This is a genomic window from Acidihalobacter aeolianus (genome assembly GCF_001753165.1).
Lineage (GTDB): Bacteria > Pseudomonadota > Gammaproteobacteria > DSM-5130 > Acidihalobacteraceae > Acidihalobacter > Acidihalobacter aeolianus.
On sequence record NZ_CP017448.1, the window covers coordinates 2,077,789 to 2,098,136 of the forward strand.

The following is a 20,348-nucleotide window of genomic DNA, read 5'->3' on the forward strand; positions in this document are numbered from 1 at the left end:
TCGTACAGTGCCTAGCGGTTCGGGGTATAGCTGACCATGCGCACGTAGGGCATCATACCCTGCCCGCCGGTCTGCTCGGCATGGCTCAGCATGTAGCTGTTCATGCGCATATAGCTTTCGAGCTGTGTCGGCACGTGGTGGCCGGGATCGGACACATCCTCCACGGCCGCCATCTTGCCGAAGGTATCACCGGAAACGGCCTGCTGTGCGAAGTCCGTACCGATCTGACCCGGCCCGAGCATGGACTGCAGCCCGACCACCATGGCACCCGCCACGGATGCCGCCATCGCGAAACCCAGCACCGGCTTGGCCCAGCGTGATTGTTTGCGATAAGGCGTCACGCCTGCCGCCTGCTCGGCAGCAATCCGCGCCATGACTGCCTCACTGAAACCTTCCGCGGCGGTTCGCTTCACGTCCCTCCGGAGCACGTCGCCGATAAAATGGTATCGCTCCCAGCGGCCGCGCAGCTCGGTGTCGCTCAGTAGCAGATCAACCGACCGACGGGTCTCGAAACGGCTGGTCTGTCCGTCCATGAGGGCGGAAATCTGCTCTTCTTTTTGCGTCATCATCGTCATGCGTTTCATCCTGCCGGCGATCTTAGGCCGACTCACAGGTCACACACCTCAAGACACCCTGGCATCGGTTCAATCCAACAAGGGCCGCAGACAGCGGTCTATCGACTCGCGCGCGCGAAATATCCGCGAACGAACCGTCCCTATCGGACAACTCATCACTTGGGCGATTTCCTCGTAACTCATACCCTCAAGTTCGCGCAACGTGATGGCGGTCTTGAGATCCTCCGGCAGAGCCTCTATGGCATTGAATACACGCTGCCTTATTTCCTCAGACAACAACTCCCCCTCAGGAGTTGCATATTCTTTCAGCCCGGATTCGCCATCCAGCCGCTCGGCATCCTCGGCGTTGACCTCGAATTCGGGCGAGCGCCGCGATTCGGCCACCAGATGGTTCTTCGCCGTGTTGATCGCTATGCGATACAGCCACGTATAGAACGCGCTTTCGCCCCGAAAGTTTCCCAATCCGCGATAGGCCTTGATGAAGGCTTCCTGGGCAACGTCCTGGGCGGCAGACGGCTCATGCACATAGCGCGCGATCAGATTGAGGATCTTGTGCTGATATTTACGCACCAGCAGGTCGAAGGCCCGCATGTCCCCGCTCTGTACTCGACGCACCAATTCCGCATCAGGAATACCCCCTTGCTCCATCAGGCAAGTCCTTCCCGGGGGTTTTTCGCAGCGTCCATGTCCCCCTCCTGTTACGTAACTAGGCCCGGCGCAACGGGTACGCAAAGTGTGACAAAATAGCTGATTATATGGCGCACCCACAAGGCAACGACCTGCGTTACGACGTCCTCATCATCGGCAGTGGCGCGGCCGGGCTCGGTATCGCCCTGAGGCTGGCCGACACCCTGCGCGTCGCGGTTCTGAGCAAGGGCCCCCTGCATGAAGGATGCACGTTCTATGCGCAGGGCGGTATCTCCGCCGTGTTCGATCGGCATGATTCCTTCGACAGCCACGTCGCCGACACACTCAGCGCCGGAGCGGGCCTGAACCACGAGGACGCCGTCCGTCTCACCGTCGAGCATGCCCCCGAAGCCATCGCGTGGCTGAGCGACCTCGGCGTGCCCTTCACCCATCGCAGCGAAGACGGGCATACGAACGAATACCACCTCACCCGGGAGGGCGGACATAGCCATCGGCGCGTGGTTCATGCCACCGATGCCACGGGACGCGCGGTGGAAACCACGCTAATTGCACGGGCACGCGAACATCTTAGCATCGAATTATTGGAAAACTACCTCGCCGTGGACCTCATCACCGCGCAGAAACTGGGTGCGGACGGGCCGAACAGGGTTCTTGGAGCCTATGTGCTCGATCGAAGTTCCGATTGCGTGGTCACGATCTCGGCGCGCACGGTGGTGCTGGCCAGCGGCGGCGCCAGCAAGGTGTATCTCTACACCTCCAATCCGGACGGTGCCTCGGGAGACGGCATCGCGATGGCCTGGCGTGCCGGCTGCCGGGTCGCGAACATGGAATTCATGCAGTTCCATCCCACCGTGCTCTACGAACCCCGCGCCAAGGCCTTCCTGATCAGCGAGGCGCTGCGCGGCGAAGGGGCGCGGCTGCAGCTCCCGGACGGCACCCGATTCATGCACCGCTTCGATCCGCGCGGCGACCTCGCCCCGCGTGACATCGTCGCCCGCGCGATCGACCACGAAATGAAGCGCCTCGGCATCGACTGCGTCTACCTCGACATCAGCCACCGACCTGCGGAGTTCATCCGCGAACACTTCCCCAACATTCACGCCCGCTGCCTCTCGCTCGGCTACGACATGACGCGGGAACCCATACCCGTGGTCCCCGCGGCCCACTACACCTGCGGCGGCGTAATCGCCGACCTCGACGGACGCACCGATCTCGACGGCCTGTATGCCATCGGCGAGGTGGCCTGTACCGGCTTGCATGGTGCCAACCGCATGGCCAGCAATTCGCTGCTGGAGTGCCTGGTGTTCGCCAAGACGGCGGCCGCCGATATCCTGCGTCGCCACAGCTCTCCCGCACCGCCGCTCCCCGCGCTGCCTGCGTGGGACGACAGCCAGGTCACGGATTCCGACGAAGAGGTCGTGGTCACGCACAACTGGGCCGAGCTGCGACGTTTCATGTGGGACTACGTCGGCATCGTGCGCAGCAGCAAGCGCCTAAGGCGCGCGCTCAGCCGAGTCGACCTGCTGCTGGGGGAAATCGACGAGTACTACCGACATTTCCGCATCGGCAACAACCTCATCGAACTGCGCAACCTGGCGCTGGTCGCCAAGCTCATCATCGTCTCGGCGCTGGCCCGCCGCGAAAGTCGCGGACTGCATTTCACCTTGGATTTCCCGGAACCCGACCCCACACTGGAGCATTGCGACACCATTCTCGCGCCGGATACGACTCCTCCGGAGCTAACGCCCAGGGTCGTTTCGCCGGCATCGCCCCCAGGAGTATCGAAATGAGTACCAGCGCACCCATCGTCATCGAACCCGCCGAGCTGGAAGCCCGCCTCGGCAATCCCGATCTGATCGTGGTGGACCTGTGCAAGGCCGAGGTCTATCAATCCAACCACATCCCCGGCGCGGTCCACGTGGAATACGCCGACATCGTGGAAATGCGGCCGCCGGTCGCCGGACTGTTGCCCGACGAGGCGCGCATGAGTGCCGTGCTGTGTTCCATCGGTTTCACTGACGGCAAGCATATCGTTGCCTACGACGACGAGGGCGGCGGCAAGGCGGCGCGCCTGCTCTGGACGCTGGCCGCCTTCGGCCTGGAAGGCCACAGCATGCTCAACGGCGGACTGCATGCCTGGGCCAACGAGGGACATCCGCTGGACGCCAAACCGGTCCGCCCGGAGACCACCGACTACCACGCCCGCTACCACGGCGGCGTGGTCGCCGACCGCGACTACATCGCCGCGCGCATCGGCGACGGTTCCGTGCTGCTGCTTGATACGCGCACCCAGCACGAATACCACGGCCACGACGTGCGTGCGGCGCGCGGCGGACGCATCCCCGGCGCCCTGCATTTCGAGTGGACCCGGGCGATGGACCGCCGCCGCAACCTGCGCATCCGCGAGGAAGACGAATTACGACGCGAACTCGAAGCCCTGGGCGTCACGCCGGACAAGGAAATCGTCTGCTATTGCCAGACGCACCACCGCTCAGCGCATACCTGGGCGCTGCTGCGCCACCTTGGCTACAACAACGTCAAGGGCTACCCCGGCGCTTGGTCGGACTGGGGCAATGCACAGCACCTGCCGCTGGAACACGGCCCGAGCTGACGTCCCGCACGCCGCTCATTCGAGCGGCGGCAGCAGATGTTCGCGGTAGTAGCGCAGCTCCTCGATGGAGTCGCGGATATCCGCTAGCGCGAGGTGCTCCGAGGTCTTGGCAAAACCCTTGGCGACGCCCGGATACCAGCGCTTCGCCAGCTCCTTGAGCGTACTCACGTCCAGATTGCGGTAATGGAAGAACCGCTCCAGCTCGGGCATCAGCCGCGCGAGAAAGCGCCGGTCCTGGCAGATGCTGTTGCCGCACATCGGCGACACGCCCGGCGGCACATGCTCGCGCAGAAACGCCAGCGTGCGCGCCTCGGCTTCAGACGCATCGACCCGACTCTCGGCCACCCGGGCGATCAACCCCGACTGCCCGTGCTGGCGCTGATTCCATTCGTCCATCCCCGCCATCACCGCGGCCGGCTGATGGATCGCCAGCACCGGTCCCTCCGCCAGAACGTTCAGCACGCGGTCGGTCACCACGGTGGCGATTTCGATGATGACGTCCTGCTGGGGATCGAGTCCCGTCATTTCGAGATCGATCCAGATCAGGTTGTCCGGACTGGCGGGCATCGGGCATTCTCCTTCGGCATCGGTATACGTGGCGGCATTCTAGCTCACCCGGCCGCGCCACCCCACGCCGCTCATTGCAGCCAGGCCGAAGCCACGGCCAGCCACAGTCCGTAGGTGGCGAGTCCCGCCAGCATGCCGACCCACAGCTGACCGCTCAGACGCTGAAGCCAAAGCGCGACGACCAGCGACAGCAGCTCGCCGCCCAGGGTCGCAGCCACGGGTGCGTGCCCGGCCGGCACCAGCGACACCACCGCGAAGGCTGCGATCAGAGCCGCGCCGGCCGGCTCGAACAGACGGCCGAGGCGATGCTCGCCGCGCACCGCCGAACCTACCAGCCAGGCGCCGGCCAGGCGGATGGCGTATGTCCCCACCGCCAGCACGCAGGCGCCGATCAGCCAGTCGTGCAGATTCATCGCACGCGCGCCAGCCAGGCGGCGGCCATCCCGGCCACCGCGGCGGCCACCAACGCCGCCGCGCTTTCTCCTTGCCACTGCAACGCCAGCGCCGTCAGCGCCCCGGCGGTCGAGGCCGCCCGCATGCGCGCCTGCCCGAGCAACGGCGGCAGCAGCAGCACGAATAACAGCGGCAAGGCGAAATCCAGCACCGGCTTGAACAACGGCGACCAGGCGAGCATACCGGCGCCGCCGAGCGCACCCAAGGTCGTCCCGCCCTGCCAGGCCAGATAGGCGCCGATCTCAAGCCCCACCAGCCAATCGCGCCGCATCTTCGCGGAAGCGGACGCAGACAGGCGACCATAGGCGGCGGCGAAGGTCTCGTCGGTCAGCCCGAAGGCAATGCCGGCCCGGCTGCGCCGGTTCAAGCCGGCAAGCTGCCGGCTCAAGGCCGGACCATAGACGAAATGGCGCAGATTGAGGATCAGTGCGAGCAGCGCCGCCGACAGCGGCGCTGCTCCCAGCGACAGCGTAGCCAGCAGCGCGAACTGGCTGGCACCGGCATAGACGACCGCAGAGACGAAGGCGAGCGACCAGTACGGCAAACCGCTGGCCTGCCCTGCCACGCCAAAGGCAACGGCCACCGGCAAATAGCCTGCCGCGATCGGCACACTGGCGGCAAAACCATCCCGCAGGACCCTCATGCCCTCGCCTCCGCGACCGCGTAGCGCATCATCACCAGCAGGGTTGCCGGACCGTCTCCCGTCGCATAAAGATGAGGTCTCGCGCCATCGAACGTCCACTCCACGCCGGCCGCAAGCATGCGGGTCGCGCCCAGCTCGCCCGCGCGGACCTGGCCCTGCAACACGATGACCCGCTCGTCTACGCGCAAGCCGTGCCCCACCGCCTCGCGCACCGCGCCCGCCTCCAGTGTCAGCAGGTAGCTTTCGAGCCGCGGGGGGCCGTCCTCGCGCGCCAGCAGCCGCACGTGCACACCCTCGTTAATGTCGGGCACCGAAGTGTCCGCGCCTTCGACGAGAGCACCGAAGGACACCGCCAGCGCGTCGGCCAACGCCCATAGGGTGACGATGGTGGGATTGCCGTTCCCTTGTTCCAGCGCCGACAAGGTGCCCTTGGAAATGCCGGCCAGTTCGGCCAGGCGGCTCAACGTAAGGCCTCGCGAGCCACGCAGCCGCGTCAGATTGCCTGCCACCACCTTACGGATTCCGTCCACCGTCCCGCCCTGCTCCACGAATCGTACATTTTACGAAACGATGTTCTCTATATCAAACGATCCATGCGCCAAGCCCGGTCGCTGCAAAAGCGCCGAGCGAGCACGTACACTAGACCCGGAATTCCGCACCGCCCCGATCTGGAGCCGCCATGCACGCGTTTACACTCGTCTTTCTCGCCGCCGTCGCGCTCGGCCTCGGTCTCAGGCTGTGGCTGGCCAATCGGCAGATCCGCCATGTCGAAGACCATCGCGCGCAGGTGCCGCCGGATTTCGCCGCCAGCATCCCGCTCGAAGCCCACCAGCGCGCCGCCGACTACACCGTCGCCCGGGTCCGCTTTTCCCGTCTGGAGATCGTTTTCGAGACCTTGATCCTGCTCGGCTGGACGCTGGGCGGCGGACTCGACCTGGTCGACCGGCTGTGGCGCGCGTCCGGCTGGTCGCCGCTGCTGGCCGGCACCGCGACCGTACTCAGCGTGATCGTCATCGGCGCCTTGCTCGATCAACCCTTCGCGCTGTGGCGCACCTTCGTGATCGAGGCGCGCCACGGCTTCAACCGCACCCGCCCCGCCACCTACCTCGGCGATCTGCTGCTGCAGGCGCTGCTCCTGCTGATGCTCGGCGTGCCTCTGCTGTTGCTCATCCTGTGGCTGATGGGGCGAACGGGCAGCGTCTGGTGGCTGTACGTCTGGCTGGTGTGGACCGGCTTCAGCCTACTCATGGCCTGGGCCTTTCCGCGCTTCATCGCACCGCTGTTCAATCGCTTCGAGCCACTGGAGGAAGGCCCGCTGCGCGCGCGCGTGGAGGCGCTGCTCGAACGCACCGGTTTCCGCTCCAGGGGCATATACGTGATGGACGGTTCCAAACGTTCGGGCCACGGCAACGCCTATTTCACCGGACTCGGGCGCAACAAGCGCATCGTCTTTTTCGACACCCTGATCGACAAGCTCGAACCTGAGGAAATCGAAGCCGTGCTGGCTCACGAACTGGGACATTATCGCCACCGGCATGTACAGAAGGCCATGTGGCTAATGAGTGCACTCAGCCTCGCCGGTCTCGCACTGCTGGCCTGGCTGATGCAACAGCCCTGGTTCTACGCCGGTCTCGGGGTCAGCACGCCATCCACCCACATGGCCCTGCTGCTGTTTCTGATCGCCCTGCCGAGCTTCGCCTTCCCGCTCACGCCGCTGTTCTCCTGGCGCTCGCGCAAGCAGGAATTCGAGGCCGATGCCTTCGCGCATCTGCAGACCGGCGGTGCCACGCCGCTGGTGCATGCCCTGGTCAAACTGTACCGGGACAACGCCAGCACGCTGACGCCCGACCCGCTGCACTCGGCCTACTATGACTCGCACCCACCCGCCTCGATCCGGGTCGAGCACCTGCATCGACTCGATGCGGCGGACTCGCGCTGAATCCGACCTCAGAACAGAGGAGTCCCGCATGAATGACGGCATCACCCACACCCTCCGGCAAGGCCGCTGCGCGCCCTGCGAAGGCGGCGTGCCGCCGCTCGATCACGACGAGGCGGCACGCCTGATGAGCGGCCTGCACCCGGACTGGCAACGGGTCGAGGACGGCCGCGCCATCGCGCGGGAACTGGGCTTCGCGAACTTCCACGACACCATGGCCTTCGTCAACGCAGTCGCCTGGATCGCCCATCGAGAAGACCATCACCCCGATCTCGAAGTCGGCTACAACCGCTGTCGCGTGCGCTACTCGACCCATGCCATCGGCGGACTGTCGCGCAACGATTTCATCTGCGCCGCACGCGTGGACGCCCTGTTCTCATGACCCGAGGCCGGGTGGTCGCCCGTTTCGGTGCCGAACTGATCGTGCGCGACGATGCCGGTGGACTGCACAAGGCCGTTTCGCCGCGCAATCTGGTCAAACGCGGTCCCGAGCATCTACGCGCGCCGGTGTGCGGCGACGAAATCGAATACGAGGACGGGTTCGACAAGGCGGTGCTCACCGCGCTGCTGCCGCGGCGCAATTGCCTCGTGCGGCCGGATCATCGCGGGCGGCCGCGTGCCGGCGTCGCCAACGTCGATCAGGTCGTCATCGTGGTCGCCACCCGGCCGCCGCCCGACTGGGGGCTGATCGACCGCTACCTCGTCGGCACCGCCGATCTCGGCGCCAACGCGGCCATCGTCATCAACAAGATCGATCTCGCGCTGGCGCCGGCAGCCGCGGCGCATGTATCCGAGACCCGTACCCTGTATGCCGGCCTTGGATATCCAGTACTGTCCACCAGTACGCTCGACGGCAGCGGCATCGATGACCTGCGCGCACGACTCGCCGGGCGCACCAGTCTGTTCGTCGGCCAGTCCGGGGTCGGCAAATCCTCGCTCACGCATCATCTCGACCCGAACCTCGAAGTTCGAGTCGGCGAGTTGTCGGCACTCACCGGAGAGGGCCGCCACACCACTACCCACGCCCACCTCTATGCCCTACCCGGCGGCGGCGACCTGATCGACTCGCCGGGCGTGCGCGACTTCGCGCCGTTCGCGCCCGAGCGCGCATCGCTGCACGCCGGCTTCCCCGAGATCGCGGCGCGCATCGGCGACTGCCGCTTCCACAACTGCCAGCATCGCGCCGAACCGGGCTGCGCGATCAAGACCGCGGTCGAAGCCGGCGAAATCGCCGCCACCCGCCTGCGCAGCTTTCTGGAACTTTCGAACGAGCTCCGGAACTCCGTCCGCGGCGGCGACTCTATGAGTCCATGAAAACGGATCTCTGGCTACTGCTGCTGCTCGCCGCCTCGCTGGTCCTCAGCGCGCTGACCCTGTTGGGCTACCGGCATCCAGCCTGGGTACGTGCACGCAGCAGCGGCGAAGTGCTGCGCCGGCATGGCGTCGCGGCCTTGGTGTGCTATCTGTTGATGGCGTTGCTGCTGAGCGTGCACGACATCGACCGCCGCGGCTACGACCGACAATTCGAGTCCGCGGCACCGGCGGTTGCGGCTGCGCATCATGGCCGTCCGACAGCGAACTAGGGCCTGTTCACCCGATGGGCAGGCATGCTGTTGTGACAGAAGAACCGCCGTTCGAGGCGCGAGCAGCGCGGTTTGTGATGCCAAATCAGCGACGGGCAACGCCGAGTGGCGGTTTTTTCGGTCGCAGCCCGCAGGCCGGCCGGGGCCGCTTTTCGCGTCTCGCGGTGTTGCCGCTGACCCATGTCATGTGGCAGACCATGCCGCGCGCGGCACCTGGCGGCCACGAAAAGCGGCTCCGGCAGCACGCCATCCCATCGTGTGCACAGACCCTAGCGTCCATCGAACCGCCCTTCGGTATCCGCCAGCCCCGCAAGGCGCTCCGGCACCCACCACGGCGCGGCGCGAACCGCCCCTAGCCGGGCGGCCAACCCAGGGCGCGGCCGCCGAGTACATGCAGGTGCAGATGAAATACCGTCTGCCCGGCCTGCTCGTTGCAGTTGAATACCGTGCGGTAGCCCGCCTCGGCAAGACCGTGCTCGGCGGCGATGCGAGCCGCCGCAAGGTGCATTGTGCCGACCACCCCGGCGTCATCCGGTGTCAGGTCGTTGAGCGTGGCGATATGCCGGCGCGGCACCACCAGCACATGCAGCGGTGCCTGCGGGTTGATGTCGCGAAAGGCCAGCACATCCTCGTCCTGATAGACCGGCTCGGCGGGTATCTCGCCGGCCACGATTCGGCAGAACAGGCAGTCGCTCATGGGCTTGTTTCCTGAAAAGGCATGAAGGAAGGGCGCGCCGCGCTCAATATTCGCGGCGCGATTCGAAGGCGTGGGTCAATGTGCCGCTGTCCAGATATTCCAGCTCGCCGCCCATCGGCACACCCTGCGCGAGCCGGGTCACGCGCACGCCATGGGCACGGGCCATCTCGCCGATGTAGTGCGCCGTCACCTCGCCCTCGACCGTCGGGCTGATCGCCAGAATCAGCTCGCGCAGCTCGCCCTCTCCCAGGCGCCGTTCGAGCCGGTCCAGACCGAGTTCCTCCGGACCGATGCCGTCCAGCGGCGACAGACGCCCCATGAGCACGTGATACACGCCCTTGAAGTGCGTCGCCTGCTCCATCACCTGTAGATGAGAGGGATTTTCCACCACGCACAGCAGACCGGCATCGCGCCGGGTATCGGCGCAGACCGCACACAGCTCGGTTTCGCTCAGGGTGCGGCAACGCTCGCAATGGCCGATGCGCTCGACCGCCGCACGCAGTGCCTCGCTCAGACGCAGGGCATCGTCGCGGTGGCGCTCAAGCAGGTGGTAGGCCATGCGCTGAGCCGATTTCGGTCCCACGCCCGGCAGGCACCGCAGAGCCTCGATCAATCCCTCCAGGAGGGGGCTGCGCGCCATGCCTAGAACGGCAGCTTGAAGCCGGGCGGCAGGTTGACGCCGGAAGCCATGCCGGAAAAGCGCTCCTGCGTGGCCGATTCTATGCGGTGGCTGGCGTCGTTGATCGCCGCGGCGATCAGATCCTCCAGCATTTCCTTGTCGTCGCCGAGCAGACTGGGATCGATGGTCACGCGGCGCGCCTCGTGACGCCCGGTCATGGTCACCTTGACCATGCCGCCGCCGGCCTCGCCAGTGACCTCCATGCCTGCCAGCTCTTCCTGGGCCTTCTGCATCTCGGCCTGCATCTGTTGCGCCTGCTTCATCAAATTCGCGATGGGACCCTTCATATTCTTTCCGTCCTCTCAAGTTTCATTCAAATCCGGCGCGTCCGTGCGCGGGCGCACGGAGCCCGGCACCACCTTGGCGCCCAGCTGCGCACGGATACCTTGTATCCATTCGTCCGTCTCGATCGAGTGCTCGGCTTCCGATTGCAGGCTTGCGGCGGCACGCTCGGCCTGCACGGCCGGTGTCTCGCCCACCGAATCCGCCACCTGGATATCCACGCGCACGGGCCGTCCGTCGACCTCCGACAGTGCCTCGATCAGGCGCTGTCGGGCCATTTCAGTGCACAGGTGTTCCGATGATCGCTCGATGGCCAGTCGGTAATGCCCGGCCTCCGCCGACATCAAACTGGTGTGGCTCGCCAGCTGTCCGGCGAGACCGCGCAGGCCGAGGGCCGCCACGCGCGCCGCCCACTGCCCCGCAGCGCCGCCGGCCGCCTCGGCGGAAGCCCTCGCAGGCGGGTCCGCAGCGGCCGCGGGCGCTGGCGCGGACACCGGCGCATAGACCGCCCTCGGTTCTGCGGTAGCAGGCGCCTGCGGCCGGGGCGAGACTGCCGCCCGTGGCGGGGCGTCTGCCGGCGCCGTCTCCGCCGTGGCGGGGCGGAACGCCAGCATGCGCAGCAGCACCATTTCGAAGCCGCTGCGCGGGTCCGCCGCCAGCGGCAGGTCGCGTCGGCCGATCAGCGCGATCTGGTAGTAGAGCTGGACGTCTTCGGCGCCCAGCGTGACCGCCAGTTCGCTCCAGGCGGCCTCCGCCTGCTCGTCGGCCGCTGCGACGCCGGCGATCTGGTACACCGCGATACGGTGCAGGGCGGACAGCAGCTCGGCCAGCACCGCCGCAAAATCGGCCGCCTGACCGGCCAGTTCGTCGACCACGTCAAGCATCGCCGCCGCCTCCCCAGCCGCCAATGCCCGCAGCAAACGGGGTACGGCGTCGCGCGAGATCGTGCCCAGCATGTCGCGCACGTCCGCCTCGTTGACCGAGCCGCCGCCATAGGCGACGGCCTGATCGAGCAGACTCAGCGCATCGCGCAGGCTGCCGTCTGCCGCACGCGCCAGCTCGCGCAGCGCCGCCGGCTCGCCGCCCAGCCCCTCGCGTTCGAGCACGCTGGCCAGCTGCTCGGCGATCGCCGTCTCGGGAATGCGCTTGAGGCCGAACTGCACGCAGCGGGAAAGAATCGTGGCCGGCAGCTTCTGCGGATCGGTGGTCGCGAGCAGGAACTGCACGTGCGGCGGCGGTTCCTCGAGGGTCTTGAGCAGGGCGTTGAAACTGTGCCCGGAAAGCATGTGCACCTCGTCGATGAGGTACACCTTGTAGCGCCCTCGGGTGGGTGCGTACTGCACGTTCTCGAGCAGCTCGCGGGTATCCTCGACCTTGGTGCGCGAGGCCGCGTCGACCTCGATCAGGTCGATAAAGCGGCCCTCGTCGATCTCGCGGCAGGCCGTGCACTCGCCGCAGGGTTCGGGCGTGACGCCGGTCTCGCAGTTGAGGCATTTGGCGAGTATGCGCGCCAGCGTGGTCTTGCCGACGCCGCGGGTGCCGGTGAACAGATAGGCGGGATGGATGCGCTGCTCGCGCAGGGCGTTGACCAGGGCTCGGCGCACATGCGCCTGCCCCACCAGTTCATCGAAATTGTGCGGGCGCCATTTGCGCGCCAGTGCCTGGTAGGTCATCGATAGGATCGGCGGCTGCCAAAGCTTGGGACTATACCGATTGGAGGCAACCCGCACCAGCACACCCCGGCACACGAGATCACTGCTACCGTTGCTCCCTTCCGGGCCTGGCGGGGTTTACAGTTTATCGTTGCGAGGGGCCGATGCGGGCCACCATGGGCATCCGGTTGCCAGGCGGCTTCCGGCGGCATGCGCGCGCCCGGCCATCCGGTTTCGCGCAGACCTCGTACAAAACGACGCCACCCATCGGGTGGCGCGCCGCTATTGTACACCCCCTCCCGCGCAGGACAAGCGGCCGTCTGCCCCGCTCCGGGATCGCCCGCTTCCACCCGGCCAACGGGCGGACAACCGCGCTGGAATCGGGAACGGACAAGGCGGGCAAGGCGGGCAAGGCGGCCGGCGCGGCGAGATGTTGCGGATTGCACACCGGAGCGGCGCGCGGGCATCGAGACATTCGCGGCGCCGTGACCGAAAACGGATGCTCTATTCCACCGCGATGGCAGCGAAACGTCCGCCGGTGAGCGCCGCGAGGTCGTCCGGGGCCAGCTCGATCTCCAACCCCCGCCGCCCGGCGCTGACGAAGATCGTGGCGAGGCTGCGGGCGCTGTCGTCGATCACCAGCGGCAGGCGCTTTTTCTGCCCCATCGGGCTGACGCCGCCGAGCACGTAGCCCGTGGCGCGGGTAACGGCGGCCGGCTCCGCCATCGCCGCCTTCTTCGCGCCGAGCGCGGCGGCGACGGCCTTGAAGGAGAGCTTGCACGGCACCGGCAGCACCGCCACGGCCAGCACGCCGGCATCCGTGGCCACCACCAGGGTCTTGAACACCCGCGCCGGATCGAGCCCGAGCTTGTCCACCGCCTCGTCGCCGTAGGCGGTCACCGACGGATCGTGCTCGTAGGCATGCACGGTATGCGCGATGCCCGTTTTCTTCGCCAGCTGCACGGCGGGCGTCATATCGTCGTGCCGTCGAAGGCGTGCGCGCGCTCGACCCGCGCCACGCGCAGGGCGTAGCGCGCGTACCAGCGGGCGCGGCCCTCGCGCTGTGCTGCCTGATGCTCGACGTGTCGCCGCCAGGCAGAGATCGATTCGAGATCGCGCCAGTAGGAGACTGTGATGCCGCCATCGGCCTCGTGTGCCGATTCGACGCCGAGAAAACCGGGCTGCGCGCGTGCCAGCGACAGCATGCGTGCCGCCGTCTCGGCATAGCCGGCGTCGTCCGCGCCGGACTGCGCCGTGAATATGACCGCGTAGTAGGGCGGCTCCGGCGTGACGGCGATCACAACGCCGCACCGATCGCTTCGGCAGCGCCTGCAATGCGTGCAAACTCACCGTGCAGGCTGGCCACTGCGGTGCGGTGCAGTTCGTCGGCGCCGTAATAGCGGCCGTCGTGGCCGACGCGCCCAAAGGTGGCGCAGGCGTCCTCCACGAGCATCACGCGAAAACCCAGATTCGCCGCCATGCGCACGCTGGTGGAAACGCAATGATCCGTGGTGAACCCCGCCACCGCCAGCGCCTCGACACCCTGATCGCGCAGCCAGGCTTCGAGCCCGGTGCCGATGAAGGCGCTGTTGACCCGCTTTTCGAACACGGGCTCGCCCGCGAGCGGGGCGGCCTCGGGCTTGAAGGCAATGCCCGCGCCGGAGGGATGCAGCGGCGAGGCGGGCTCGGTCGAGAGGTGGCGCACGTGCACGACCGGGGCGCCGGCCGCGCGCCAGGCGGCGAGCAGCCGGGCGATCTCGCGTTCGGCCTGCGGCCGGTTGCGCGCGCCCCAACCCGGCGCGTCGAATCCCTGCTGCACGTCGATCAGCAGCAAGGCCGTGTCGTTGCCGCCCATAAGCGTCCCCTCCCCGCATCCCGCATGTGAAAACGCCGATTATAGCGTCGCCAACATCCGCTCGAATGCTGGCTAGGGATAGGTCTGCCGGGTCGGCATGACCAACAGTTCCTGACAGTTCACGTTGGCCGGCTGGGCGAAGGCGAACACCAGTGCGTGGGCGATGTCCTCGGCGTGCAGCGCACCCAGCTTGTCGCGCCGCTCCCGCATCGCATCCTCGGGCACGTTGTAGCCCCACTGCGTATAGACCGCGCCCGGCTCGATCAGCGACACGCGGATGCCCTCCGGCCCCAGTTCCTTGCGCAGGGCGTCGTGAAATCCGACCACGGCGAACTTGGTCGCGTTGTACACCGACCAGCCCTCGATGCCGTGTCGGCCGCCGACGCTGGACACCGAGCTGATCATCGCGCCCTCGCGCCCGCGCATCAGCGGGATCGCGGCCTGGGTGCAATGGAGCACGCCATAGAGATTGGCGTCGATGGTCGCCTTCCATTGAGCCGGGTCGCTGTCCGCGAAGGCGCCGTTGTAGCCGACGCCGGCGTTGTTGAACAGCAGGTCGACGCCGCCGAAGCGCGACTTCGCCTGTTCGAAGAGCGTCTTGACCTGGGCCGGATCGCCGACGTCGGTCGACACCGCGAGACAGTCGTCGCCGAGCTCGGCGGCCAGCGCCTCGATCTTGTCACGGCTGCGCGCGGCGAGCACGAGCTTGACGCCCTCCTCGGCCAGCACGCGCGCCGCGGCCTCGCCGATGCCGCTGGATGCCCCGGTAATCACGGCCACAGCGCCTTCGATGTTGCGTAGCTGCATAGTCGAACTCCTTACCGACATTCAGTACGGTATTGCCGAAAAATGAAATCGCCGCCGCGGTATATCGCAGGCGGCGTGCCGTCATCAGTCAGACCGATGGGTATGTGATGTGTTCCATGGGCGTGGCAGACACTTGCCCCACCGCAACACCGCGCGGGATACTGCCGCCTCGCCATCCGCAAACGGAAGCCGCGCCATGTCCCTGCAACCCTTCCATCTCGCCATCCCCGTGCGCGATCTCGCCGAGGCGCGACGTTTCTACGGCGAGGTTCTCGGGCTGCCGGAAGGCCGCAGTGCCGCGCACTGGGTCGACTTCGACCTCATGGGCCATCAGCTGGTGATCCATCATGCCCCGGGACATGCGGGCACCGCGGCCTTCAATCCGGTGGACGGAGAGTCCGTACCGGTGCCGCATTTCGGCGTGGTGCTCGACATGGCTTCCTGGCAGGCGCTGGCGGGACGCCTGCGCGAGGCCGGCGTGACCTTCGAAATCGAGCCGACCATCCGCTTCCCGGGCGAACCCGGCGAGCAGGCGACGCTGTTCTTCCGCGACCCGTCCGGCAACGCACTGGAATTCAAGGCCTTTCGCGACCTCGGCCAGCTTTTCGCGCGCTAGCCTGGCTCACGTAACCTCGTTCACCTGCTCGCCCAGTCCGGCGACCCTGGCGCGCACGCGGTCGCCGGGCCTGAGGAAACGGCCGCGCGCCATGCCGACCCCAGGCGGTGTACCGGTGGTGATCACGTCGCCCGGCTCCAGCACCATGAAGCGCGACAGATAGGACACGAGATAGGCCGGGCCGAAGATCATGGTCGCGGTGCTGCCGGACTGCATGGTTTCGCCGTTGACCTCCAGGGTCATGGCCAGCGACAGCGGATCGGGTACCTCGTCCGGGGTGACCAGCCAAGGGCCCAGCGGGCCGAAGCCGGGGGCGCTCTTGCCCTTGAGCCACTGCCCAGTGCCTTCGAGCTGCCAAGCGCGTTCGGAAACGTCGTTGCAGATGCAGTAGCCGGCCAGATGACCGAGCGCGTCGGCCTCCTCGACCTGCCAGGCGCGCCGCCCGATCACCAGCGCCAGCTCCACTTCCCAGTCCACCTTGGCCGCTCCAGGCGGCACCGGGATCGCGTCGTTCGGCCCGGCCATGCAGCCCGGTGCCTTGTTGAACACGATGGGCGCCTGCGGGATCGGCATGCCGGTCTCGGCGGCATGATCGGCATAATTGAGGCCGATACCGATGAACTGACGGGTGGCCGCCACGCAGGGTCCCAGTCGCACGCCGGCATCAACGGCGGGCAGCGAAGCGAGGTCCGCTCCGGTCAACGCCATCAGGCGTGCGGGATCGAGCGCGTCGCCCGCCAGATCGTCGCAACGGCCGCCGAGATCGCGGATCACGCCCGCATCGTCCAGCACGCCCGGACGCTCGCGGCCCGGTTCGCCGTAGCGCAGGTATTTCATGGCGGTATCCTCCTTGGCGATTGAAGCCGAACGCGCAGGCGCAGGCGCAGGCGCAGGCGCAGGCGCAGGCGGGCGAAAATATCAGCCGTGCAAGGTGCGCCGCAAGTAGATGACCAGCAGCAGAATCATCAGCGTGACCAGCCACATGACGAGATAGATCACGGTCGCGCGGCGCGCCCGTGCCTTGTCCACCCAGGTGCGCGGGCGGATGCCCTTGAGCAGGAACACAACCTTGCTGGCCAGGTTGACGCACACCACATTGACCGCCAGCAGCAGGCCGGCACCCGCGGCGCTCGCCCCTGCTCCGGCGCCGAGATACAGCCCCAGGGCGGCGGCAGGCGGCAACAGCGCGACCGCGACCATCACCCCGACGAGCACGCTGGACAGCCCGGTGGTCAACGACAGCGCGGCGGCGGCTCCGGAAGCCAGGGCCAACGCCACGGTGTCATAGCCGGTGATCGTGCGGGCGACCAGCTCGTGGCTCACGAGCAGACCGTGCGGCACGAAGGCACCGATCGCGGCGGACGCCGCGACCGCCAGGGCGACACCCGCGAGCAGGCTACCGACCGCCTTGCGCATCAGCGACAGATCGCCCAGCGCCGTACTCAGGCCGAAGGCGAGGTTGGGCCCCAGCAGGGGCGCGATCACCATCGCCCCGATGATCGCGCTGACGTTGTCCTCGATCATGCCGATCGCGGCCACCATGGTCGACAGCAGCACCAGCACCACGTAATTGGTGCCGAAACGCGCATCGCGCTCCACGCCCGCGTACAGCGACTCGCGCAGGGCCACGGCGGCATCCTCCTGCTGGCTTTCCGCCTCGTTCTGGCGCGGCAGCGCCACCTCGACCGGCAGCACCACGATATGCGCGCCGGGCTGGGCGCCGAGCACGTTCTGCAGCAGGTCCAGCGCCCGCTGCACCTTGTCGTCGGCCATCAGCAGGCGCATGAACTGCAGCCCGTCGTCATCCACTGCACCGGTTCGAAAATCCGTCGCCTTGATCTTCTCGCCGATCGCGGCGATGGTGTCGCGGCTGCTGGCTTCGGCGACCACTTCGATGATCTTCATTTCCTGCCCTCCTTGCCGGACTGCCCGCGATGCCCCCGTGTCCGCGGAGACAAAAGCGTAACCCGCCTCCGCCGCGTGCACCTCTGGACGGTAGCACGCCATCGGGGGATTGCATCGGGGCGGCGCCTGCACGACCATAAAAACCGCATGCCCTTCGGAAGCCGACCATGACACGCAGCGCACTCGAACGCTATCTGCTCACGCTGCTGCACGAAAGCGGCGTGCAGGCCGGCCCGCGCGCCGGCCCGCTGGTCGCGATCAGCCGCGACTACGGCGCCGGCGCCGGCGTGATCGCACCGCTGCTGGCTGCCCGGATCGGCGTGGCCTTCTATGACCATGCGGTGATCGACGGCGTCATCGAGCGCATCGAAGGCGACCCGGCGCTGATGCGCGAGTTGGACGAATCGGCCCCGCCGGGGCTGATCTCGCGGCTGCTGCACGGCTACGGCAACATCCCTTCGAGCAACGAATACGCCAAGGCCCTCGTTGAGCTGGTCCTGGCCATCGCCCGCCAGGGCGGCGTGATACTCGGGCGCGGCGTGCATCTCATCGCCAGCATTCCCGACATGTACCGCGTCTACCTGCGCGCCTCGCCCGAAACCTGTATCGCCCGGCTGGCGCAGAGGGACAGCCTGGACCATCAGGCCGCCGCAGACCGCTGGCACCGCATCGAGGCGGACAGGCGGACCTACCTGAAGCATCATTTCGGACGCACGCGGGATGCCTTCGACGACTTCGATCTCGTCGTCAACACCGACCACGTTGACACGCTCGAACGCGTGGTGGACATCATCGTGGCCGGCCTGCACGCACGTCAGCCCCATCGCTTGCACACATGAGCGAACACCGCCACGCACGCATTACGCTCAGCATCGTCACCGCCCAGGGCAGCCTGTTCTTCGGCACCGTAGAACGCGTGGTGCTGCCCGCCGAAGGCGGCGAAATGTGCGTCCTGCCAGGCCATACCCCCGTGCTCGCGCGCCTGATGCCCGGCGAGGCGCGCTATCTGAGCGACGACGCCTGGCAGTACCTGTATCTTGAAGGCGGCTATCTGGAAGTGCAGCCGACCCAGGTGACCGTACTCGCCGACACGGCCCTGCGCGCCCAAGACATCGACGCCCGCGCCGCCGAGGAGGCGGTCAAACGCGCCCGCAGCCGCGACCAGAGGGCGCGGCTGCCCTACGACAAGCAGCTCGCACATGCGGAACTGATCCGCGCGCTGGCCCTGCTCCAGGTCGCGCTCGATGCGCGGCGGCCGGGCAGACGCTAGCGGGCCGATATGCCGATAACCCGCGCGGCCCCACAACCTGGCAAGAGCCGAACTCGATGAACCAACGCCGCGAGGATACCGTCACGGGCCCGCCCGCCGCCATCGTCTGGTTCAGGCGCGATCTGCGCCTCGCGGACAACCCGGCGCTGCGGGCCGCCCGCGACGCGGGTATGCGCATCGTTCCGGTCTACATACATGCCCACGAGGAGGAAACCCCCTGGGCACCGGGCGGCGCATCCCGGTGGTGGCTGCACCACAGCCTCGCCGCCCTGGATCGCGACCTGCGCCGCCACGGGAGCGGACTGGTCATCCGCCGTGGACCCAGCCTCGAAGCCCTGCGCCGACTCGCCCGCGAAACCGGGGCCGGCGCGGTGCACTGGAACCGCCTCTATGAACCCGCCGCGATCGCGCGCGACGGCGCCATCAAGCAGACCCTGCGTCAGGATGGCCTGGACGCACACAGCCACAATGCCGCCCTGCTGTTCGAGCCCTGGGCCCTGCAGACGCAAAGCGGCGGGCCCTACAGAGTCTTCACCCCGTTCTGGAAGGCCTGCCTGGGTTTGGGTCTTGCGGAAAATGCCGCACCGCCCCCCGAGGCGCTTGCGCTGATGGCGGCCGAATCCGAGTCTTTGAATACGCTCGGTCTCCTGCCGCAGCGCCCCTGGGCCGATGCCTTCGCCGATCACTGGCAGCCCGGCGAGAGGGGCGCGCAGGATGCGCTGGCGACGTTCCTCGATCGGGCCGCCGCTGACTATGCCGCGGGACGCGACCTGCCGTCGGAACGCGCGACCTCGCGGCTGTCCCCGCATCTGCATTTCGGCGAGATCGGCCCCCGCCAGATCGCGGCCGCGGCCCAGGCGCACATGGCCAGGAGTACGGATCGCGGCACCTTCTCCGGGCTGGAAACCTTTCTGCGCGAACTGGGCTGGCGCGAGTTTGCCCATCACCTGCTGTTCCACTTCCCGCAGACCCCGGAACGCAGCCTCGACGCCCGTTTCGAGGCCTTCCCCTGGACCCGCGATCACGCCTCCCGCCTCGAGGCCTGGCAGCGCGGGCGGACCGGAATTCCGCTGGTCGATGCGGGGATGCGCGAGCTTTGGCACACCGGCTGGATGCACAACCGCGTACGCATGGTGGTCGCGTCCTTCCTCACCAAGAACCTGCTGATCCCCTGGCAGGCGGGCGCGCGCTGGTTCTGGGACACCCTGCTCGACGCCGATCTTGCGAACAACACCCTGGGCTGGCAGTGGACGGCCGGCTGCGGGGCCGACGCCGCGCCCTACTTCCGGGTCTTCAACCCCGTGCTGCAAGGCCGCAAGTTCGATCCGCAGGGGCGTTACCTGCGCCGCTGGCTGCCCGAGCTCGCCCGGCTGCCGGACAAGGACCTGCACGCCCCGTGGGAGGCCTCGGCGCAGACCCTGCAGCGCGCCGGCATCCGCCTCGGGCGCGACTACCCCAACCCCCTCGTCGATCTGGCAGTCAGCCGCAAGCAGGCCCTCGCCGCCTACCAGAGCATCAAGACGGCGTAACCCACAAGCCGAGCCTTCTTCGTATCGAGCGGCGGAACCT

General features: G+C 67.4%; 26 protein-coding genes and 1 other RNA gene. 10 read left to right on the top strand and 17 right to left on the bottom strand.

Annotation, left to right across the window (positions count from 1 at the left end):
• Positions 1 to 11: 11 nt before the first annotated feature.
• Both BJI67_RS09505 and rpoE read right to left on the bottom strand, forming a co-directional pair.
• A complete protein-coding gene (locus tag BJI67_RS09505; RefSeq protein ID WP_070074069.1) occupies positions 12 to 575 on the bottom strand; it encodes a sigma-E factor negative regulatory protein in 564 nt (187 codons plus the stop codon).
• Between the two features lie 69 nt (positions 576 to 644).
• Positions 645 to 1,223 carry an RNA polymerase sigma factor RpoE gene (gene rpoE, locus BJI67_RS09510; protein WP_070072836.1) on the bottom strand — a complete coding sequence of 193 codons (579 nt, stop codon included), beginning with the start codon at positions 1,221 to 1,223 and terminating at the stop codon, positions 645 to 647.
• 107 nt (positions 1,224 to 1,330) lie between these two features.
• Between rpoE and nadB the strand changes: the two genes are divergently transcribed.
• On the top strand, positions 1,331 to 3,013 hold the full coding sequence (gene nadB / locus BJI67_RS09515) for an L-aspartate oxidase (protein WP_070072837.1): 1,683 nt from the start codon (positions 1,331 to 1,333) through the stop codon (positions 3,011 to 3,013).
• A complete protein-coding gene (locus BJI67_RS09520) occupies positions 3,010 to 3,834 on the top strand; it encodes a sulfurtransferase (RefSeq protein WP_070072838.1) in 825 nt (274 codons plus the stop codon). Before nadB ends, BJI67_RS09520 begins: the two co-directional genes overlap by 4 nt.
• A 15-nt stretch (positions 3,835 to 3,849) precedes the next feature.
• Here the strand turns inward: BJI67_RS09520 and orn are convergent, their stop codons facing one another.
• The 4 genes from orn to BJI67_RS09540 form a co-directional block, all read right to left on the bottom strand.
• A complete protein-coding gene (gene orn / locus BJI67_RS09525; RefSeq protein ID WP_070072839.1) occupies positions 3,850 to 4,401 on the bottom strand; it encodes an oligoribonuclease in 552 nt (183 codons plus the stop codon).
• A 71-nt stretch (positions 4,402 to 4,472) separates the two neighbouring features.
• Positions 4,473 to 4,814, bottom strand: a complete 342-nt coding sequence (locus BJI67_RS09530; protein WP_038087370.1) for an AzlD domain-containing protein — start codon at positions 4,812 to 4,814, stop codon at positions 4,473 to 4,475.
• The gene (locus BJI67_RS09535) at positions 4,811 to 5,497 is read right to left on the bottom strand and encodes an AzlC family ABC transporter permease (RefSeq protein ID WP_156782098.1); all 687 of its coding nucleotides are present in this window, start codon (positions 5,495 to 5,497) and stop codon (positions 4,811 to 4,813) included. Before BJI67_RS09535 ends, BJI67_RS09530 begins: the two co-directional genes overlap by 4 nt.
• Positions 5,494 to 6,027 (bottom strand): helix-turn-helix domain-containing protein, encoded by a 534-nt coding sequence (locus BJI67_RS09540; RefSeq protein WP_038087651.1) that lies wholly within the window; start codon positions 6,025 to 6,027, stop codon positions 5,494 to 5,496. Before BJI67_RS09540 ends, BJI67_RS09535 begins: the two co-directional genes overlap by 4 nt.
• A 149-nt stretch (positions 6,028 to 6,176) precedes the next feature.
• On the opposite strand from BJI67_RS09540, the gene BJI67_RS09545 reads away from it, so the two are divergent.
• Genes BJI67_RS09545 through BJI67_RS09560 form a run of 4 tightly spaced genes read left to right on the top strand, consistent with a single transcriptional unit; the run spans position 6,177 to position 9,016 of the window.
• The gene (locus tag BJI67_RS09545) at positions 6,177 to 7,436 is read left to right on the top strand and encodes a M48 family metallopeptidase (RefSeq protein ID WP_070072840.1); all 1,260 of its coding nucleotides are present in this window, start codon (positions 6,177 to 6,179) and stop codon (positions 7,434 to 7,436) included.
• 28 nt (positions 7,437 to 7,464) lie between these two features.
• The gene (locus BJI67_RS09550; protein ID WP_038087384.1) at positions 7,465 to 7,815 is read left to right on the top strand and encodes a 4a-hydroxytetrahydrobiopterin dehydratase; all 351 of its coding nucleotides are present in this window, start codon (positions 7,465 to 7,467) and stop codon (positions 7,813 to 7,815) included.
• The gene (rsgA, locus tag BJI67_RS09555; RefSeq protein ID WP_052064082.1) at positions 7,812 to 8,747 is read left to right on the top strand and encodes a ribosome small subunit-dependent GTPase A; all 936 of its coding nucleotides are present in this window, start codon (positions 7,812 to 7,814) and stop codon (positions 8,745 to 8,747) included. The genes BJI67_RS09550 and rsgA overlap by 4 nt, the downstream gene beginning before the upstream one ends.
• On the top strand, positions 8,744 to 9,016 hold the full coding sequence (locus BJI67_RS09560; RefSeq protein WP_065089068.1) for a hypothetical protein: 273 nt from the start codon (positions 8,744 to 8,746) through the stop codon (positions 9,014 to 9,016). The genes rsgA and BJI67_RS09560 overlap by 4 nt, the downstream gene beginning before the upstream one ends.
• Before the next feature lie 352 nt (positions 9,017 to 9,368).
• Here the strand turns inward: BJI67_RS09560 and BJI67_RS09570 are convergent, their stop codons facing one another.
• The 9 genes from BJI67_RS09570 to BJI67_RS09610 all read right to left on the bottom strand — a co-directional run bounded on the left by BJI67_RS09570 (position 9,369) and on the right by BJI67_RS09610 (position 14,988).
• On the bottom strand, positions 9,369 to 9,713 hold the full coding sequence (locus BJI67_RS09570; protein WP_038087385.1) for a histidine triad nucleotide-binding protein: 345 nt from the start codon (positions 9,711 to 9,713) through the stop codon (positions 9,369 to 9,371).
• Positions 9,714 to 9,756: 43 nt separating this feature from the next.
• Positions 9,757 to 10,353, bottom strand: a complete 597-nt coding sequence (gene recR, locus BJI67_RS09575) for a recombination mediator RecR (protein WP_038087386.1) — start codon at positions 10,351 to 10,353, stop codon at positions 9,757 to 9,759.
• A gap of 2 nt (positions 10,354 to 10,355) precedes the next feature.
• The gene (locus BJI67_RS09580) at positions 10,356 to 10,679 is read right to left on the bottom strand and encodes a YbaB/EbfC family nucleoid-associated protein (protein WP_065089067.1); all 324 of its coding nucleotides are present in this window, start codon (positions 10,677 to 10,679) and stop codon (positions 10,356 to 10,358) included.
• A gap of 15 nt (positions 10,680 to 10,694) precedes the next feature.
• Positions 10,695 to 12,347 (bottom strand): DNA polymerase III subunit gamma/tau, encoded by a 1,653-nt coding sequence (gene dnaX / locus BJI67_RS09585; protein ID WP_070072842.1) that lies wholly within the window; start codon positions 12,345 to 12,347, stop codon positions 10,695 to 10,697.
• 50 nt (positions 12,348 to 12,397) lie between these two features.
• Positions 12,398 to 12,494: signal recognition particle sRNA small type (gene ffs / locus BJI67_RS09590), an RNA gene on the bottom strand.
• Between the two features lie 336 nt (positions 12,495 to 12,830).
• A complete protein-coding gene (gene ybaK / locus BJI67_RS09595; RefSeq protein WP_070072843.1) occupies positions 12,831 to 13,301 on the bottom strand; it encodes a Cys-tRNA(Pro) deacylase in 471 nt (156 codons plus the stop codon).
• Positions 13,298 to 13,627 (bottom strand): antibiotic biosynthesis monooxygenase family protein, encoded by a 330-nt coding sequence (locus BJI67_RS09600; protein ID WP_038087389.1) that lies wholly within the window; start codon positions 13,625 to 13,627, stop codon positions 13,298 to 13,300. The genes ybaK and BJI67_RS09600 overlap by 4 nt, the downstream gene beginning before the upstream one ends.
• Positions 13,624 to 14,181: a cysteine hydrolase family protein gene (locus BJI67_RS09605; RefSeq protein WP_070072844.1), complete on the bottom strand. Its 558-nt coding sequence runs from the start codon at positions 14,179 to 14,181 to the stop codon at positions 13,624 to 13,626. Before BJI67_RS09605 ends, BJI67_RS09600 begins: the two co-directional genes overlap by 4 nt.
• A gap of 72 nt (positions 14,182 to 14,253) precedes the next feature.
• Positions 14,254 to 14,988, bottom strand: coding sequence for an SDR family oxidoreductase (locus BJI67_RS09610; protein WP_038087395.1), 735 nt, complete (start codon positions 14,986 to 14,988; stop codon positions 14,254 to 14,256).
• Positions 14,989 to 15,184: 196 nt separating this feature from the next.
• Here BJI67_RS09610 and BJI67_RS09615 point away from each other — a divergent pair, with 196 nt between their 5' ends.
• Positions 15,185 to 15,604, top strand: coding sequence for a VOC family protein (locus BJI67_RS09615; RefSeq protein WP_038087406.1), 420 nt, complete (start codon positions 15,185 to 15,187; stop codon positions 15,602 to 15,604).
• Positions 15,605 to 15,610: 6 nt separating this feature from the next.
• Here the strand turns inward: BJI67_RS09615 and BJI67_RS09620 are convergent, their stop codons facing one another.
• Positions 15,611 to 16,441 carry a fumarylacetoacetate hydrolase family protein gene (locus BJI67_RS09620; RefSeq protein ID WP_070072845.1) on the bottom strand — a complete coding sequence of 277 codons (831 nt, stop codon included), beginning with the start codon at positions 16,439 to 16,441 and terminating at the stop codon, positions 15,611 to 15,613.
• Positions 16,442 to 16,522: 81 nt separating this feature from the next.
• Entirely contained in the window at positions 16,523 to 17,509 is a 987-nt protein-coding gene (locus tag BJI67_RS09625) for a TIGR00341 family protein (RefSeq protein ID WP_038087413.1), read from the bottom strand.
• A gap of 167 nt (positions 17,510 to 17,676) precedes the next feature.
• On the opposite strand from BJI67_RS09625, the gene BJI67_RS09630 reads away from it, so the two are divergent.
• Genes BJI67_RS09630 through BJI67_RS09640 form a run of 3 tightly spaced genes read left to right on the top strand, consistent with a single transcriptional unit; the run spans position 17,677 to position 20,308 of the window.
• Complete coding sequence (locus BJI67_RS09630) at positions 17,677 to 18,348, top strand: cytidylate kinase-like family protein (RefSeq protein ID WP_070072846.1); 672 nt, start codon at positions 17,677 to 17,679, stop codon at positions 18,346 to 18,348.
• Positions 18,345 to 18,779, top strand: coding sequence for an ATP synthase F1 subunit epsilon (atpC, locus tag BJI67_RS09635; RefSeq protein ID WP_038087421.1), 435 nt, complete (start codon positions 18,345 to 18,347; stop codon positions 18,777 to 18,779). The genes BJI67_RS09630 and atpC overlap by 4 nt, the downstream gene beginning before the upstream one ends.
• Before the next feature lie 56 nt (positions 18,780 to 18,835).
• Positions 18,836 to 20,308: a cryptochrome/photolyase family protein gene (locus tag BJI67_RS09640; RefSeq protein WP_070072847.1), complete on the top strand. Its 1,473-nt coding sequence runs from the start codon at positions 18,836 to 18,838 to the stop codon at positions 20,306 to 20,308.
• Positions 20,309 to 20,348 lie beyond the last annotated feature (40 nt).

Bases quoted from the DNA above. Each gene is read 5' to 3' on its own strand.
- BJI67_RS09505 (WP_070074069.1), bottom strand. From the start codon at position 575: ATGACGATGATGACGCAAAAAGAAGAGCAGATTTCCGCCCTCATGGAC.
- rpoE (WP_070072836.1), bottom strand. From the start codon at position 1,223: ATGGAGCAAGGGGGTATTCCTGATGCGGAATTGGTGCGTCGAGTACAG.
- nadB (WP_070072837.1), top strand. From the start codon at position 1,331: ATGGCGCACCCACAAGGCAACGACCTGCGTTACGACGTCCTCATCATC.
- BJI67_RS09520 (WP_070072838.1), top strand. From the start codon at position 3,010: ATGAGTACCAGCGCACCCATCGTCATCGAACCCGCCGAGCTGGAAGCC.
- orn (WP_070072839.1), bottom strand. From the start codon at position 4,401: ATGCCCGCCAGTCCGGACAACCTGATCTGGATCGATCTCGAAATGACG.
- BJI67_RS09530 (WP_038087370.1), bottom strand. From the start codon at position 4,814: ATGAATCTGCACGACTGGCTGATCGGCGCCTGCGTGCTGGCGGTGGGG.
- BJI67_RS09535 (WP_156782098.1), bottom strand. From the start codon at position 5,497: ATGAGGGTCCTGCGGGATGGTTTTGCCGCCAGTGTGCCGATCGCGGCA.
- BJI67_RS09545 (WP_070072840.1), top strand. From the start codon at position 6,177: ATGCACGCGTTTACACTCGTCTTTCTCGCCGCCGTCGCGCTCGGCCTC.
- BJI67_RS09550 (WP_038087384.1), top strand. From the start codon at position 7,465: ATGAATGACGGCATCACCCACACCCTCCGGCAAGGCCGCTGCGCGCCC.
- rsgA (WP_052064082.1), top strand. From the start codon at position 7,812: ATGACCCGAGGCCGGGTGGTCGCCCGTTTCGGTGCCGAACTGATCGTG.
- BJI67_RS09560 (WP_065089068.1), top strand. From the start codon at position 8,744: ATGAAAACGGATCTCTGGCTACTGCTGCTGCTCGCCGCCTCGCTGGTC.
- BJI67_RS09570 (WP_038087385.1), bottom strand. From the start codon at position 9,713: ATGAGCGACTGCCTGTTCTGCCGAATCGTGGCCGGCGAGATACCCGCC.
- recR (WP_038087386.1), bottom strand. From the start codon at position 10,353: ATGGCGCGCAGCCCCCTCCTGGAGGGATTGATCGAGGCTCTGCGGTGC.
- BJI67_RS09580 (WP_065089067.1), bottom strand. From the start codon at position 10,679: ATGAAGGGTCCCATCGCGAATTTGATGAAGCAGGCGCAACAGATGCAG.
- dnaX (WP_070072842.1), bottom strand. From the start codon at position 12,347: ATGACCTACCAGGCACTGGCGCGCAAATGGCGCCCGCACAATTTCGAT.
- ybaK (WP_070072843.1), bottom strand. From the start codon at position 13,301: ATGACGCCCGCCGTGCAGCTGGCGAAGAAAACGGGCATCGCGCATACC.
- BJI67_RS09605 (WP_070072844.1), bottom strand. From the start codon at position 14,181: ATGGGCGGCAACGACACGGCCTTGCTGCTGATCGACGTGCAGCAGGGA.
- BJI67_RS09610 (WP_038087395.1), bottom strand. From the start codon at position 14,988: ATGCAGCTACGCAACATCGAAGGCGCTGTGGCCGTGATTACCGGGGCA.
- BJI67_RS09615 (WP_038087406.1), top strand. From the start codon at position 15,185: ATGTCCCTGCAACCCTTCCATCTCGCCATCCCCGTGCGCGATCTCGCC.
- BJI67_RS09620 (WP_070072845.1), bottom strand. From the start codon at position 16,441: ATGAAATACCTGCGCTACGGCGAACCGGGCCGCGAGCGTCCGGGCGTG.
- BJI67_RS09625 (WP_038087413.1), bottom strand. From the start codon at position 17,509: ATGAAGATCATCGAAGTGGTCGCCGAAGCCAGCAGCCGCGACACCATC.
- BJI67_RS09630 (WP_070072846.1), top strand. From the start codon at position 17,677: ATGACACGCAGCGCACTCGAACGCTATCTGCTCACGCTGCTGCACGAA.
- atpC (WP_038087421.1), top strand. From the start codon at position 18,345: ATGAGCGAACACCGCCACGCACGCATTACGCTCAGCATCGTCACCGCC.
- BJI67_RS09640 (WP_070072847.1), top strand. From the start codon at position 18,836: ATGAACCAACGCCGCGAGGATACCGTCACGGGCCCGCCCGCCGCCATC.